Source organism: Aquibacillus salsiterrae (assembly GCF_028416595.1).
Lineage (GTDB): Bacteria > Bacillota > Bacilli > Bacillales > Amphibacillaceae > Aquibacillus_A > Aquibacillus_A salsiterrae.
The window spans coordinates 77628-91526 of the sequence record NZ_JAMQKC010000004.1 but is presented as its reverse complement, the minus strand read 5'-3'; the positions used below and the strand labels follow the sequence as shown (position 1 = coordinate 91526).

General features: G+C 37.3%; 17 protein-coding genes. 14 read left to right on the top strand and 3 right to left on the bottom strand.

Annotated elements, in window-relative coordinates:
* The 3 genes from NC799_RS07030 (at nucleotide 1) to NC799_RS07020 (ending at nucleotide 1412) form a co-directional block, all read left to right on the top strand.
* Nucleotides 1-483 (top strand): site-specific integrase, encoded by a 483-nt coding sequence (locus tag NC799_RS07030; RefSeq protein WP_272445685.1) that lies wholly within the window; start codon nucleotides 1-3, stop codon nucleotides 481-483.
* Nucleotides 484-496: 13 nt separating this feature from the next.
* The gene (locus tag NC799_RS07025) at nucleotides 497-769 is read left to right on the top strand and encodes a 26S proteasome regulatory subunit family protein (RefSeq protein WP_272445684.1); all 273 of its coding nucleotides are present in this window, start codon (nucleotides 497-499) and stop codon (nucleotides 767-769) included.
* Between the two features lie 214 nt (nucleotides 770-983).
* Complete coding sequence (locus NC799_RS07020) at nucleotides 984-1412, top strand: hypothetical protein (RefSeq protein ID WP_272445683.1); 429 nt, start codon at nucleotides 984-986, stop codon at nucleotides 1410-1412.
* On the opposite strand, the gene NC799_RS07015 is transcribed toward NC799_RS07020, so the two are convergent.
* Entirely contained in the window at nucleotides 1413-1817 is a 405-nt protein-coding gene (locus NC799_RS07015) for a hypothetical protein (protein ID WP_272445681.1), read from the bottom strand.
* Between the two features lie 269 nt (nucleotides 1818-2086).
* Between NC799_RS07015 and NC799_RS07010 the strand changes: the two genes are divergently transcribed.
* From NC799_RS07010 to NC799_RS06990, 5 genes are all read left to right on the top strand, one after another.
* Nucleotides 2087-2335, top strand: coding sequence for a hypothetical protein (locus tag NC799_RS07010; protein WP_272445680.1), 249 nt, complete (start codon nucleotides 2087-2089; stop codon nucleotides 2333-2335).
* 449 nt (nucleotides 2336-2784) lie between these two features.
* On the top strand, nucleotides 2785-4035 hold the full coding sequence (locus NC799_RS07005) for a replication protein (RefSeq protein WP_272445679.1): 1251 nt from the start codon (nucleotides 2785-2787) through the stop codon (nucleotides 4033-4035).
* Between the two features lie 180 nt (nucleotides 4036-4215).
* On the top strand, nucleotides 4216-5598 hold the full coding sequence (locus tag NC799_RS07000) for a S41 family peptidase (RefSeq protein ID WP_272445678.1): 1383 nt from the start codon (nucleotides 4216-4218) through the stop codon (nucleotides 5596-5598).
* 278 nt (nucleotides 5599-5876) lie between these two features.
* Nucleotides 5877-7541, top strand: coding sequence for an AIPR family protein (locus NC799_RS06995; RefSeq protein ID WP_272445677.1), 1665 nt, complete (start codon nucleotides 5877-5879; stop codon nucleotides 7539-7541).
* 434 nt (nucleotides 7542-7975) lie between these two features.
* Nucleotides 7976-8362, top strand: a complete 387-nt coding sequence (locus NC799_RS06990; protein WP_272445676.1) for an ACT domain-containing protein — start codon at nucleotides 7976-7978, stop codon at nucleotides 8360-8362.
* 221 nt (nucleotides 8363-8583) lie between these two features.
* On the opposite strand, the gene NC799_RS06985 is transcribed toward NC799_RS06990, so the two are convergent.
* Nucleotides 8584-8988, bottom strand: coding sequence for a hypothetical protein (locus NC799_RS06985; RefSeq protein WP_272445675.1), 405 nt, complete (start codon nucleotides 8986-8988; stop codon nucleotides 8584-8586).
* 338 nt (nucleotides 8989-9326) lie between these two features.
* Here NC799_RS06985 and NC799_RS06980 point away from each other — a divergent pair, with 338 nt between their 5' ends.
* The 6 genes from NC799_RS06980 (at nucleotide 9327) to NC799_RS06955 (ending at nucleotide 12447) form a co-directional block, all read left to right on the top strand.
* Nucleotides 9327-9488, top strand: a complete 162-nt coding sequence (locus NC799_RS06980; RefSeq protein ID WP_272445674.1) for a hypothetical protein — start codon at nucleotides 9327-9329, stop codon at nucleotides 9486-9488.
* Nucleotides 9489-9633: 145 nt separating this feature from the next.
* Entirely contained in the window at nucleotides 9634-10476 is an 843-nt protein-coding gene (locus tag NC799_RS06975) for an Rpn family recombination-promoting nuclease/putative transposase (protein WP_272445673.1), read from the top strand.
* 356 nt (nucleotides 10477-10832) lie between these two features.
* On the top strand, nucleotides 10833-11084 hold the full coding sequence (locus NC799_RS06970; RefSeq protein WP_272445672.1) for an AbrB/MazE/SpoVT family DNA-binding domain-containing protein: 252 nt from the start codon (nucleotides 10833-10835) through the stop codon (nucleotides 11082-11084).
* Entirely contained in the window at nucleotides 11084-11482 is a 399-nt protein-coding gene (locus tag NC799_RS06965; protein WP_272445671.1) for a type II toxin-antitoxin system death-on-curing family toxin, read from the top strand. Before NC799_RS06970 ends, NC799_RS06965 begins: the two co-directional genes overlap by 1 nt.
* Before the next feature lie 114 nt (nucleotides 11483-11596).
* Entirely contained in the window at nucleotides 11597-11857 is a 261-nt protein-coding gene (locus tag NC799_RS06960) for a hypothetical protein (RefSeq protein ID WP_272445669.1), read from the top strand.
* A gap of 74 nt (nucleotides 11858-11931) precedes the next feature.
* The gene (locus NC799_RS06955; RefSeq protein WP_272445668.1) at nucleotides 11932-12447 is read left to right on the top strand and encodes an LURP-one-related family protein; all 516 of its coding nucleotides are present in this window, start codon (nucleotides 11932-11934) and stop codon (nucleotides 12445-12447) included.
* A gap of 264 nt (nucleotides 12448-12711) precedes the next feature.
* Here NC799_RS06955 and NC799_RS06950 read toward each other — a convergent pair whose 3' ends face one another.
* Entirely contained in the window at nucleotides 12712-13893 is a 1182-nt protein-coding gene (locus NC799_RS06950; protein ID WP_272445667.1) for a DHHW family protein, read from the bottom strand.
* Between the last annotated feature and the right edge of the window lie 6 nt (nucleotides 13894-13899).

Sequence of the window (13899 nt, the reverse complement as noted above, 5' to 3'; positions counted from 1 at the left end):
TTGGATGGACATTCTATTCGATTAGATATAGAGGATGGAAACGGAATTACCAAAGGAGGTCGTTTTCGAAAAACACCTGTCCCTTTGTATTTTGAAAAAGATATTCTTCGCATGGTTGGAGGAAAGGGACCTGAAGAACGTTTGGTTTCAGTGAAAGAAGCTACGGTTCGAAAAGGGGTATATGTGGTATGTAAAAAAGCTGGAATCAACCAGAATGGTCGTGGTACCCATGGTTTCCGGCATAGTTATTGTCGGAGAAGACTTCAAGAGTTGCTGAAGGAAAAAGGGATTTATGCAGAAGGGAAAGCTATGATGGACCGTATCATGAATAATCGAGACGTGGGTAGAGATGCAGATTATGGAATACTTACTACTCAAGACCAGTCTGTATATATGCAATTAAAAGAAGTGATTGACCAGGTACACAGTGAAATTGGCCACGGGAAAGACCGTTGGGATTTAGGTGAACGTTATTTACGATAAAGAGAGAATGGAAATGTCAGTTAACATAGAAATGGAAAAGAAGTATTTTCAACAAAAGATACATGATTTAGAGGAACGAAATCGCCTTTTAGAACAACACCTTCGTTTATTGGAGGAGAAAAACAAAAAACAGCAAAAGGAGTTGGATCTTCAAAAGGATCATGTTAAACGACTGCAAGAATCTGTAGGAAGTTGGAAACGAAAGGCCAAAGAACAACCGGCACAATATAATTTATACGGGAAAGCCATGATGGAGGAAGTCATTATAAGAATTTGCTTTAAATGATATTCCTGGTGACCTTCTATATCGAGAAGATGAACGGGGGAAGTACGCCCCTTATCACTCCTTTCGTCGTTCCTAGCGTCTTGGTATGGAGGGTTTGTCAACTCCTTATCCTCCCTTCGGTCCGGTACCGTTGACAAAAAACCTTCCAATTATGGAAGGTTTTTTATAAAAATATAGAATATGTAAAATAAATACATAAAAAGGAGATAGAGAAATGAAAAAAATATTTATTATTTTAACTGTTTTTACACTAATCACTGTGGCAATTCCATCATCAGTATTTGCTAGTGGTGGAATTCAATATGGTGCAGGAGAATGGGATTTGTTATATGAAGGTGGACTTTATCTCACAACAGATTCATATGAAGAAATTCAAGTTAGTTCTGGTGGTGGAAACTTAGAAATTTGTGTGTTTGATATGAGTCCAAGTAATAATGGTAATTTTATCGTTGAAGAACAAGATCCAAGTGGAAGGGACTTCGTAGCTTATGGTTATATATATCCGGATTCTAGCGGTCAAGATTGTGTTGTATTAACGGACTTAAATTCATATGTAGATGGTGATAATAACAAAGCAGAGTTTGTTATAGGATTTGATGTAAATGGATTTAATGAAACGGTTACTGTTAGAATAAGAGATTAATTAACTTTTATTTTCTCTAAATACTATTTCAAATTTTTCTTTTTCACTGAAATTTTTCGACTGAATTATATTATGAATTGTATTTTTTATATTTTGTTTTTCTTTTAACGTTGTATTTTTAATAGATTTTATGTAGATTACTTGAGTTGGATACTTTTCAGCACGTAATAAAATAGTATTAAGCTGAAATTTAGTCCCATCTAGCTTTTTAATAATGCTTTCTCCTAAGTCTGCGGTTCTTTCGTTTAAATCATTAAAATATTTAGACGATACCTCTTTATTATTTATTACAAGAGGTTCATCTGAAGATTTTTTTTGATTAGCCATTAATGAAACGCTAAAAAATGAAATTACTGCAATAGTTATACTTAAAAAGAATATTAGAATAAAATTCTTTTTTTTCACTATGATCACCAACCTTATTTTCTAACTTTGTCCTGTTAATAAATAAATATGCGCTTTAAAGGCAAATAATGATAACAGTTATTTTAAATTACAAATAAAAGCCATAGATCATTGACGGTCTATGGCTTTTATTTTTTTACTTCAACCCCAATATCTTCCCTTCATGTGGTTTAAGACATGTGAAACGAAACGTTTTGCCTAAGCCTTATCCATATAAATACCATAACCTTTATGTCAGTAAACGTTATGGTGGATGGGTGGTTAAACTTTTGAAAAAGGATCCAGTAGATATGAGTTATGCCCCAAAAGAAAAACAAGTAACGGCAAGAGAGGAGCTACATCAGCTGCAGTGGTATTTAATGGAGGATATTCGCCGTTGGGAAACGGCAATTGTTGATACAGCCATAGATGCAGAAAAAAGTGACCAGGATAAAGCCGATTATTTAGTTGCCTTATTATGGGAAATTTTCTCAAAGGTACAGCAAACACGGTTCGATGGATGGGGGGATTCTCAATAAACTTCAAATCATAAACTACCAAAATTAATAGTGTTATAACCGTAAATCATAGCAATTTAAATACCAATATTGTGATATTATTAATAGCAGTAAAAAATAAACTAGATGTGAAGGTTTAATTTTATAAGCATATTAGGGATGATAAAGAAAATTGCCAATCCTCTCTATAAGGGTAATATAAACATCATTCTTTAAAAGATAGTTTTTTTAATATTTTAATAGAAACGTCGGATTTTCGGTGATAGAATAAGAGAAAGGAAAAAATTTGTCTAGAAATGAGAAAAACTCCCCTAGGTTTGGCGGCCATTGGGAGTTTCTCGAGCAGGAAAGGAATACACATCAAAAAGTATAACCCTTTATTAAAGGTATCTTTGTATCCTTTTTTAAATTTTCTGTTTCAAATATACCACAGGTGTAGATTCCTTTCCACTAGGGAAGGAGAAAAAATTATGGAAATTAGGAATGCTGCAAAACAAGCTCAGTATCATGCCTGGTTTCACCACAATGGAGCTGACGGTTTTATCACCATTGCAAAGAAGACCGAGCAAGGTCACTTTAGGCAATATCATTACAAACCGGAAGAACTAGCTCAGCAACTCACTAGGTGGCTAGGAGAGGATGTTTTCTTTAGTCAGAATACATTCTTTCGACCAAAGCGTGGCATAGAAAACATTCGCCAGCTACGCTCCCTATATGTAGATTTAGACTTTTATTTGTTCAATTACGACCCGTCTTGGGTTATGGGAAAGTTAGAGCACGAATTTTATGGTGAATCAATACCAGAACCGAATTTAATCATCTTTTCTGGACAAGGGATTGTTCTTATATGGTTATTAGAACCGTTACCATATAAAGCGTTGCCTTTATGGCAAGCTGTCCAAAATTATTTGTTAGCTAAGTTGCAGGACCTTGGTGGGGATCCGAAGGCAGCAGACGCTGCGAGGGTGTTTCGTATTGCAGGATCTACGAACTCAAAAAACGGTGCTGAAGTGTACGCAGAGTATCGTCACGATTATCGTTATGAGTTACGTCAGATTCAAAGTGATTACCTTCCAGAACTAAATGACGAAATAAACCCGCCCAAAAAGAAACGTACGGGGCGAAAAAATAAAGTTGCACAACTGTTTACCACCTATAAGTTGCATTATGCTAGATTACTTGATTTAGTAAAATTAGTGGAATTACGAGATTTTGAGGTTACTGGAGAACGAGAGTTGATATGTTTTTTGTATCGCTATTGGTTATGTTGTTATACCAACGACCCGACAGAAGCTCTTAATCAGACCATGACGTTGAATTTACAGTTCACAGTACCTTTAACCCTTAAAGAAGTAGAAAGGGCCACGAGAAGTGCCGAGAAGGCGTGGAAAGCACGAAATAATGAAGAAGCAAACCGTATTGCGATTGAAAAAGGATATCCAGGTGCAGGGTACAATATCAGCAACAAGAAATTAATCAATTGGTTAGATGTGACTGAAGAAGAACAAAAGTTATTACAAACGATCATCGGACCAGGAGAAAAAAAACGTAGAAACACTGAATATCAGCGAGAGAAACGCCGTGATCAGGGCGTAAAGACCAGGGAAGAGTATTTACAACAGGAGCAAGAAAAAACACAAGACAAGCTTTCGATGTTGCGAGAAGCGCTAGAGGATAATCCGCAGGTAAAAGGAAAAGCCTTGGTCAGTTTGATTTATTGATTAACTTATTTAACAAGGTTTACGCAGTGGCCTGGTGTCTGACCCTGTCTGAAGACAAATAAGCAATAATTCTACCTATGAGATACACCTCAATCTAATTCTCTCCTCACGATTCTATTGACCTCTCCTGTCTTTCACTCTACAATTTTACTATTAACCAAAACTAGGAGGATTCTGATCTTGTATTTCAAAAAAAGCATGACCAATTTGGTCGCATTCCTATCATTTATTATTCTATTAAGTATGCCACTGCAGGCGAGTGGGGCGGCGATTGATGATGTTCGTACACTAGTTGATCGTTATTATGTCGACCCAGTTGGGGAAGAGGTACTTAATCAACCGACAATTGATGAGATTGTTGCACAGCTTGATGACTATTCGGTTTACTTTACAGCAGAAGAGTTTCAACAATTCAGTGATGGCCTCAATAATTCCTATGTTGGTATAGGTGTTGCCGTCCAGGCGGTGAATGAGCAAGCTGTTATTACGCAAGTTTTTCCTAATAGTGCAGCAGATGAAGGTGGCGTCGAGCCAAATGACCAAATCGTTTCCGTTGGTGGAGAAGTAATATCTGACTTAACTTTGGAACAAACGATTGCCAAAATCACTGGACCAGAGGGAACAACGGTATCGATCACCTTTTATCGCCCGGAAACGGATAGTACGTTTACCAAAACATTAACGAGAAAAAAGATTTCGTTTCCGACCGTATTTGCTGACAAGCTCGCTGGAAATGTTGGCTATATGGCGATTAATAGTTTCAACCAATCTACTATTGAACAAATGGTAGACGCAAAAACAACTTATCGTGATGTTGAGCATTGGATAGTAGATTTGCGCAACAATGGCGGTGGCTATTTAGATGTTGCGCAAAAGGTTGTCGGGATGTTTCCTGGTGCAGAGATCACGCTCGTTGAGGAAACGAGAGATTCGCGGCAAAAACTAGCATCGATCAAGCAGGAGACACAGTTCTCTGAAAAAATAGACTTACTCGTCAATGAGTATAGTGCGAGTGCATCTGAGATTACCGCTGGAGCATTACAAGATTACAATCTAGCAACGCTTTACGGGGAGACAACGTACGGAAAAGGTGTCATGCAATCCCTGTTTCAATTTCCTAGTGGTGATTATATGAAGCTGACAACAGCTAGATTTTACACGCCAACCAATCGCATGATCAACAATGTCGGTATCTCACCCGACGTCTGGACCGAGACACCTTTAGCCGACGCACATCTTGCCTGGTTTGAAAAGAAGTACGCGAACTACAAAGAGCTTACGACAATGGAAGATGTTGCACCAGATAAAGTATTTCACATACAAGCATCCACATCGGTAAACGCATCCACCTTTACCGATGACAAGATCGAGCTCATTCAATTAGGTAGGAAAAATGTCCCAATTACGATCACCAAGGATAGATTTAATCAAATAAGTGTCACGCCGAAAGAAGACCTAGTCGCCGGGGCTGAGTATTTGTTACTAATTCACCCAGGCTGGCAAAGCACAGCAGGAAAAGCAAGCGACACAGGCATTCGGATGAAAGTGACTGTGAAGCAGTAGTTGGCATTACTCTTCGCTAGTTTAGGTTGACAGTCTTTCTAACTTGGTAAGAAAAAGTACCTAGCCCTCCCGAGTCGTAAGTTAGTCCTCTATAGGGCAAAAAACCCTGCTCAAAGCTATAAGGTTAATGATTGTCTCCTCTGTTTTTCAAAATGGTGGTAGATAGTATATAATTGAAGGAGAAGCTGTAGTTATGCAGTATTTGTTTTTTGCGGGAGAGTTTGTTAGGTGGACGATTAGTCCTGATCTAACTCTATTAGTATTAGGGTGGTGTTCTAGTGGATATAAATAAGCAAATCGTGGACCAAAGAATTAGAAAAATAATATCCGATAACGAAGATTGGTTTGTTAGTGAAAAAGATGAGAAGAGAAAGCAAGCTAAGGCATTTGTATTGCTAGCAACTGCATCCTACTTGAGAGTTGACTTATCAGAGGCAATCACTTTTTTAACAGAAGGTGGTAACGATGCTGGCATAGATGCACTATTTGTTGGAGACCCAATCGATTATGAGTTTCCTGTCACAATATTTCAAGGAAAATATAAATTTGACCTCGAGTCAGATTCAAACTTCCCATCCAATTCATTAATAAGAGTTTTAAACACGGTTAACACAATATTTGACCCATCCAATGAGGTTAAGTTAAACGAACTGTTACAGCCAAAGGTTGAAGAAATACTCTCTTTAATTTCAGACGGATATATTCCAAATGTAAAATGTATCATGGTTAATAATGGCTTGTCCTGGAATGACGAGGGGGAACATCATATAAAAAACGCTGGTATTCCAGAAAATCAGGTGGTATTCGAACATTATAATCACGATGACATTGTGGAGCATCTAAAGAGTAAAAAAGAAATAAATGATACAATTACCATGGTTGGCAAAAGTATTGTCGAAGAGTTTAATTTTAAACGAGTATTAATCGGAAAGGTAAGAGTTACAGACGTTGCAGCGTTAATGGATAGGCACGGGGATGATTTACTAGAAAAAAACATCCGGAAATATCTTGGATTAAGAAAAACAAGAATTAATGAGAGTATAAGTGAGACTTTAACAGGAGAGAAAAGAAGTAACTTTTACTTTTTTAATAATGGGATAACAATGGTTTCAGATCAATTTAGCCATAACGCATTAAGTGCAGAAAATTGGCAAGTAAGAGTTAAAGATATACAAATCATTAATGGTGGTCAGACATGCAAAACCATTCAGGAAACAGTTAACAAACATTCTGATTTGGATTTCTCCGAAGCATACGTGCTATTGAGGTTATATGAGTTGTCGGGAGAAAGCCATGAAGAATTACAATACGATATAACAATTGCGACAAACAGTCAAAATCCAGTTGACTTGAGGGACCTAAGAGCAAATGAGAAAATTCAAAGGGATTTGGAAATTGCTATTAATGAGCTAGGTTATTCTTATAAGAGGAAAAGAGAAGGGATAAGTAGTTCTGTAGAAGCAATTCCCTCAAGTGTTGCTGCAGAAGCAATTTTTTCCATCTGGAAGCATAAACCCCACCTGACAAAGTTTAGGAAAAATGAACTGTTTGGTAAGTTTTATTTTGACATCTTCAAAGATGTTAATGCAGCGCAGTTAGTTATTGCGGTGTTGATCTTCCGTTACTGTGACAGTCAAAGGAAGAAAACATCACTATTAAGCAACTACCCTCACATTTCCTATAGTAATTATTTTCTTGCAATGTTAATGGGGGAAGAATTGTTAAAAAAAATGAATATTAACTTGGCTCAGTTGACACATAAAAATTTTTCTTCGGCCAAACAGATTTTGGATCAACATAAAGAGGACTTTTATAAGCTTGCCAATCAAAGACTGATAAAGGCGTTAAATGAGCTGTATGTCGAGGGCTATGAAAAAGTTGAACTACGTCGATTATCTTCCACATTTAGACGGGGCGACCTTTTAGTGAAATTAGGTTATTAGTATTCAGTTTGGATAAACGCTTGATTTTGAATTGAATAGAAAGCTTTAAGAATAAGATTTTAATCTAGCGGGTTCAGTTCTAGGAAATACAATATTAAATAACACATTAAATAGGAATACAAATCGCATAGCGGTACGTACTCCTATTTTTATTGATATAACAACGTTTATTAGTTGTTAACACCTCAATTCACATTACAAATAGCAACCTTTTTTAACAAAGGTACATAGATTTATGTACAGCTAGAAATTAAGGTTAAATGTCATTTGTGATGCTAATAGTGAGTTGTTCCTGTTTATAAAAGGTTTTTTGGGATTTTATGTTAAAATATATAGAGGGAAACAGAACAGACTTATTCAACTAACGGGCATTTTGTGAAAGAAGAGTTGGAAAGAAAAAATGATAAAATAACTCTAAAAGGAGTGGTGCAAAGATGAAATTAAAAATTTTAGATTCAACCTTTTCCGTTATTAAACTTTCACCCATAGAAACAATGCCATCTTGGGTAACTAATTGTGATGTATTTTCTATTACTCGTACAAATGAAGAACTTTCTATTGTATGTCCTTCAGAATGTTTACCGACTCATGGGGAGTTTAAAGAAGTTGAAAATGACTGGAATTGTATAAAAGTAGAGGGGATTTTAGACTTTGGATTAACAGGTATATTAGCTTCTTTAGCTAATCCATTAGCAGAAAATAAGATAAGCATCTTTGCTATTTCAACCTTTAATACGGATTATCTGCTTATTAAAAGCCATTCAATTGAAAAGGCAAAAGTCGTATTAGAGAATGAAGGTCACACATTTAGCGATATTTAAAAAATTATTGTACTAACGACACGTCAATCTAGGTGTTATAAAATATGATAGTTACAAAAATCGAAGCTTGTTATTGATACAGGTGCAGCTCATACTCTTATTTCATCTGATATTGTTGATGAGATAGGCATATACTTTGAGAATGGAGATCCTCTTCATGATTAAGTTATATTGGAATAACACGCTTGAGGGTCGGACCTCTATCGTGAATAAAAAACGATTTATATAGTTTGCTTTTTAAATCGGGAAATCCATTTTATTGCAAAATAACTAATTGGTGAAATTAACATAGCTGCACCCAATGAGTATAAAATGTTAAAAATGATAATTGACTCCCAGTTAAGGCCACTTCCTGGGTTATTTGCAATAGCCTTTGCTTCAAAATAATTCTTTATTGCAAAAGCGAGTAAGCTAATTACGAATAGAGAAATGAAACCATTTAGCCAAGATTTAAATTTTGTTATATCTGTCTTAATCTGATAAGTTTGGATTACAAAAATCAAAACCGAGGGAATGACACTAGTTAAAAATACTGGAGCAAATGGTACATACGGTATTAAACTTATAATAATTGAGCCTATTAGTGAAATAACAACCCCTACTACTATTCCAATAACGACTAACATTTTCTTACCCTCCTCGACTACATAAACGTACTATAATATTTTTTAATAACCTGATAGTTAGTTCACGATCGAAACTTCACATTTTCATTTAATTGTATCACAAAATGGTAAGGATTTTGGCGAAAAATAAGAAGAAAGCAGACCTTAGAATTTGGCCTGTTAACATGCTTGATGGTTAATCTGTTAAATAATGTTTTGACTATCCTATTAGTAATTACAATTTTCTCCGAACCGAGCCCTTTAAGTATTAAGTGGCTCTTTTTTTATGTTTGTGCTAGAACAAATGTTCTATTTGATGTATAATGGGTTTAACAAAAGATAAAGGGTGTGATAAAATAATGGCAATAAATATCGTGTTGGAGAAGCCCGCTGAGTATGGTGGCACAGATTATGATGGTCTATGGAAGAAGATGATTCACGAATTATTTGAAGAATTTATCCTGTTTTTTATTCCAGAGATGTCTAGCTCCGGACGCCTACCCCCTCGAGGTCTTAAATGAAATATCTTTGTGACAAAGAGCGCCACATAGATATTTCATTTAAGCTTGTCGGGGGTAAGCAAGGCGTCCTACGCTTTTCTTTCTATCAGAGGAAATTGATTTCTCTGTAAAACCTGAGTTTTTACAACAGGAGCTTTTTCGCGAAGTGATTGACGATAGGAGAGGAAAGAGCATTGCAGACCAAATTGTGAAAGTGTACTTAAAGGATGGAAAGGAGAAATGGATCCTTGTTCATATTGAAGTACAGGGCAACGCGGATCCTGATTTTGCTAAACGAATGTTTCGTTATTATTACCGGATCTATGATAAGTTCAACAAAGACATTGTAACGATAGCATTAATAACAGACACTTCAAACAGCTATAGGCCAGACACTTACCACTACTCGTTTCACGGAACATCACTTACGTATACATACAATATGTTCAAGTTTACTGATTTCAAAGAAAGTGAATTAATGGAGTCAGCTAATCCCTTTGCCATTGCGATATTGGCTGCGCAATATGCGAATCAAACAAGAAATAACGATGAGAAGCGGTATCGATTTAAATACAAGCTTTTCAAAATGATTTTACAAAAGTCACACTATCCTTCCAACGAACAGCGCATGTATATCGCTTCATTACTATACTTCATTGATTATTTACTACAAATTCCGGTAGAACTATCAAAAAAACTAAGAGACGAAAATTTGCAAACAAAGGAGGGAAAGCAAATGGTTTATATTGACAAGGAAAACCTACCGTTGTCTTGGGCGGAATTGGAAGTTATTTTTCGAAAAGAAGGGGAAGAAAAAGGAGAGAAGAAAGGGATAGAAAAAGGGATAAAAAAAGGGATAGACCAAGGAATAGAAAAAGGAAGAGAACAAGAAAGAAAATCTGTAGCCCGAAATATGCTTGAAGAAGGAATGTCTGTCGAGCTTGTGGCCAAATGTGTTGCCTTATCAATGGATGAGGTGAAGAAAATAGCGGAAGAAATGAGCAAGTGACGATACGAGGCCTGAGGCCATAAGATAAAGATAAGCCTTCTGTAGGGAAAGGGTACTGCGCTAGGGTTTGTTCTTATGCCTGTCTTAGGCCTAAAGCACCAAGGAGCACTTCGAAGGCGAGAGTTGTGCTTTTCCATTCGTACTCTAACGGAAGCGCCTAAATCGTCCCCATGCTTATTCCCATCTTATTCAATAGTACATTTCAACCCCTATGCAGCAATAACAAAAGAAACAAATGCCTTATTAAGCATTTACTACCCGTTACTTTATGTGTGTTATTTCAATTCTAACAGATTTTTTCGTACTCACTTCCATGTGTTATAATCGTTATAACATTGTAAAAAGGATGTGATCTTTTGGAACAATTCGAAAGAAAAGTTACGAAGATTGGAAATAGTTTTGGAATTACCCTTCCTACTGAATTACTCAAACAAGTTGGCTTAGCACAAGGAGATAATGTCCAAGTTGAATTGAAGGATGGAAAAATTGTTTTGAGAAAAAAAGAGCAGGTAACCCTTCCTGAAGGCGTTGATGCAGAATTCATGGATATTTTAAATGATGTCATCAATGAGCATGACAAAGCGTTTAAAGGATTAGTGAACAGATAATGGATGAAGTCATCTATCTTACAACAAACCAAGTAATAGCTATTAATACAGTACAAATTCGTCTATATTCCCCAGGTGAACCATTAGGTGTAAAAGACCCAAACCTACTTGATTCAGCTATTAATCGTCCAAAACAATCCGTGTTCGGTAGTGATGCTTATCCAACAATTCAAGAAAAAGCTGCGGCACTTTTTGAGTCAATAGCTAAGAATCACGCTTTTCATAATGCGAATAAGCGAACAGCCCTTGCATCATTAATTGTCTTTTTGAAAATAAACCATTTTCGTTGGACAATGGGTATTGAAGAAGAACAGGACTTCACAGTTGATGTAGTTAATCATAAATACACCTTTGACGAAATTGCTTCAATAATGGAAGCTCATGTCGAAAAACTATAGATTCATTTTCTATGTAACTTGAGAATGGAATTATAGTTTGGATTTAGCAAAGATTTTATTATAGATAAGCACCCTATGGAAGATGAAATTTTGCAAACAAAGGAGGGAAAACAAATGGTTTATATTGACAAGGAAAACCTACCGTTATCTTGGGCAGAATTGGAAGTTATTTTTCGAAAAGAAGGGGAAGAAAAAGGAGAGAAGAAAGGGATAGAAAAAGGGATAGACCAAGGAATAGAAAAAGGAAGAGAACAAGAAAGAAAATCTGTAGCCCGAAATATGCTTGAAGAAGGAATGTCTGTCGAGCTTGTGGCCAAATGTGTTGCCTTATCAATTGATGAGGTGAAGAAAGTCGCAGAAGAAATGAGCAAGTGACGATACGAGGCGTTCTGTATGAAACAAATCAGCACTCCTATTCGTAGATAAGTTAGAGCGGAAGGAGGGATTTGGTGGGGGATTCTATTTATTTTACAGATAATTTTTTCTCGGCAGGAATAACGGAAATTTATGATAGCGGGCAAGAAAAGGTGGGATCGCTCGATTTGAAGAGCGCCTTTTCATCAAGTGTCGATATTTTAGACCTTGAAGGTAATATAATGATGAAAGGTCATTTTCCATTTCTTTCAAGAGGTTGGGTCGTGAAAAACGCAAGCGACCAAGAGATTGGCAAGCTGAAGCAACGTTTTTCCTTTTTCACAAAAAAGTTTGTCTATCAGTCCTATTTACATGGCGATTTTGAAATCCAGTCAGAGCCATTCTCCAAGGAATATACCATTCTTGATTCGCAACAGAGCGTAATTGCTGAATTCAAGAAAATCAGTGGTTTCTTTCAATCGTCCGCATTCGAACTAACTAACCATTCATCCGTGTTAACAAATGAAGAATTAATTGCTATTGTCATGGGCGTCAGTATGGTCATCAAGCGCAACAGCTCGGCGGCAGCTAATGGCGGAGCAGGTAGCTAGCGCTAATGTGTTATTGGGCAAAGACTAATTGGAGCGGATTAACATAAAAGGCAAGCGGCGATTTACTTATTCCCCTTGCCTTAGGCTTAGCACCAAGGAACACTTCGAAGGCGCCAGCGCTTTTGTTAAAAAGAAAAGAAAGTATAAAAAGACCCAAGAGCTGTCCACCTCGCTTCCTAGCCCGCCTGAGGTCATAAGACAAGCCCTTCTGTGGCAAAGACCGCTACGTCAGGGCTTGTCATATGCCTGCCTACGCTTTTATTATTAATCAAATTGATAGTCGGCTCCGGTTAGATGGTTGGAGTTGTAGAAAATCGTGACTGCGTCAAAATCGCCGTCCTCGATATACTGAGTCACCGACCGGTCCCGGTTGAACCTCGGGTCATAAACAAACGTTTGATAGAAATCCTGGGCAATTGAGAAAGCTATCGCATTGGCGTACGAATCCTTAATAATCAACAGCTTCTTGCCACTGTCTTGCTTCGCTGGATTCGTGATAATCAGCTCGCGCCAATCGTTGGTAAAGATATCGGCATAGCTTGTCGTCTCCGCATCACTTGTAAATGTAGAACCCAACACACTTGCGACACTAGACTTTTCCCCATTCCGGACAACCTCAAAATTAGCAAAATCATCACGAACATAGCTACACGTCAACTCGTCCGCATCAACCGTCATGTACAGCTGCCGATTGTAGCTACCAACAAATTCCTTCCCATCGACACATGTCTTCTCATAGTTATCCCGTTCAACCTCCGCATCAATCCCGAGCCCAGTGGCTGCGAACGTCTCCTTCATCACCCGGTAACCCTCGATCGCACCATTTCCGTTCCAATGGTGATCCGTTTTAAAAAACATCTGCTCCAACTCATCGTCCCGAAACCGCTCAAAGAACAACTCAACCATATTCACACTCGTCAAATTTGGGTCGTCCAGCTGCTCCATGAAAAAGTTCGTCTCTGCCCGGTACGTCCCTTTTTCAATATAATCCGGAATCAAAAACTGGGTCATCGTCACCTTATTCGGCGCTGCAAAATAGTACAGCGGAATGTCTTTTTCTTCTAAAAAAGAGGCGAGCTGATTGACTTGTCTGGCAGCATCAGACATTTCCTGTTTCGGTACGGTGTAAGTCGGCTTCGGCAGTATCCAGCCTGTGTCCGTGACGAAATAATCATAAACAAACGTTTTATTCAATAAATATTGAAGCTGGATATACGCTTTTAACCACGTATCACGGAATGGAAATTGATCAGTGAAATAAACTTCAAACTCTTTCATGAAGCTGCCACCAAGAATTGTGTCGAGCTTTAGCTCAGGTACTTGTGCAAGTGTGCGATTTTCCACATCTGAAACGTCCCGATCAGGAGTTGCAATCATCCAGATGCCAACAACAAACAAATAAAGCACAAACGCACTAGTTAACATAATTTTTCCGAACTTTTTCATCGTAAA

Excerpts from the sequence above, each read along its gene's own strand:
- NC799_RS07025 (WP_272445684.1), top strand. The coding sequence starts at position 497 with ATGTCAGTTAACATAGAAATGGAAAAGAAGTATTTTCAACAAAAGATA.
- NC799_RS07020 (WP_272445683.1), top strand. The coding sequence starts at position 984 with ATGAAAAAAATATTTATTATTTTAACTGTTTTTACACTAATCACTGTG.
- NC799_RS07005 (WP_272445679.1), top strand. The coding sequence starts at position 2,785 with ATGGAAATTAGGAATGCTGCAAAACAAGCTCAGTATCATGCCTGGTTT.
- NC799_RS06990 (WP_272445676.1), top strand. The coding sequence starts at position 7,976 with ATGAAATTAAAAATTTTAGATTCAACCTTTTCCGTTATTAAACTTTCA.
- NC799_RS06985 (WP_272445675.1), bottom strand. The coding sequence starts at position 8,988 with ATGTTAGTCGTTATTGGAATAGTAGTAGGGGTTGTTATTTCACTAATA.
- NC799_RS06980 (WP_272445674.1), top strand. The coding sequence starts at position 9,327 with ATGGCAATAAATATCGTGTTGGAGAAGCCCGCTGAGTATGGTGGCACA.
- NC799_RS06965 (WP_272445671.1), top strand. The coding sequence starts at position 11,084 with ATGGATGAAGTCATCTATCTTACAACAAACCAAGTAATAGCTATTAAT.
- NC799_RS06960 (WP_272445669.1), top strand. The coding sequence starts at position 11,597 with ATGGTTTATATTGACAAGGAAAACCTACCGTTATCTTGGGCAGAATTG.
- NC799_RS06950 (WP_272445667.1), bottom strand. The coding sequence starts at position 13,893 with ATGAAAAAGTTCGGAAAAATTATGTTAACTAGTGCGTTTGTGCTTTAT.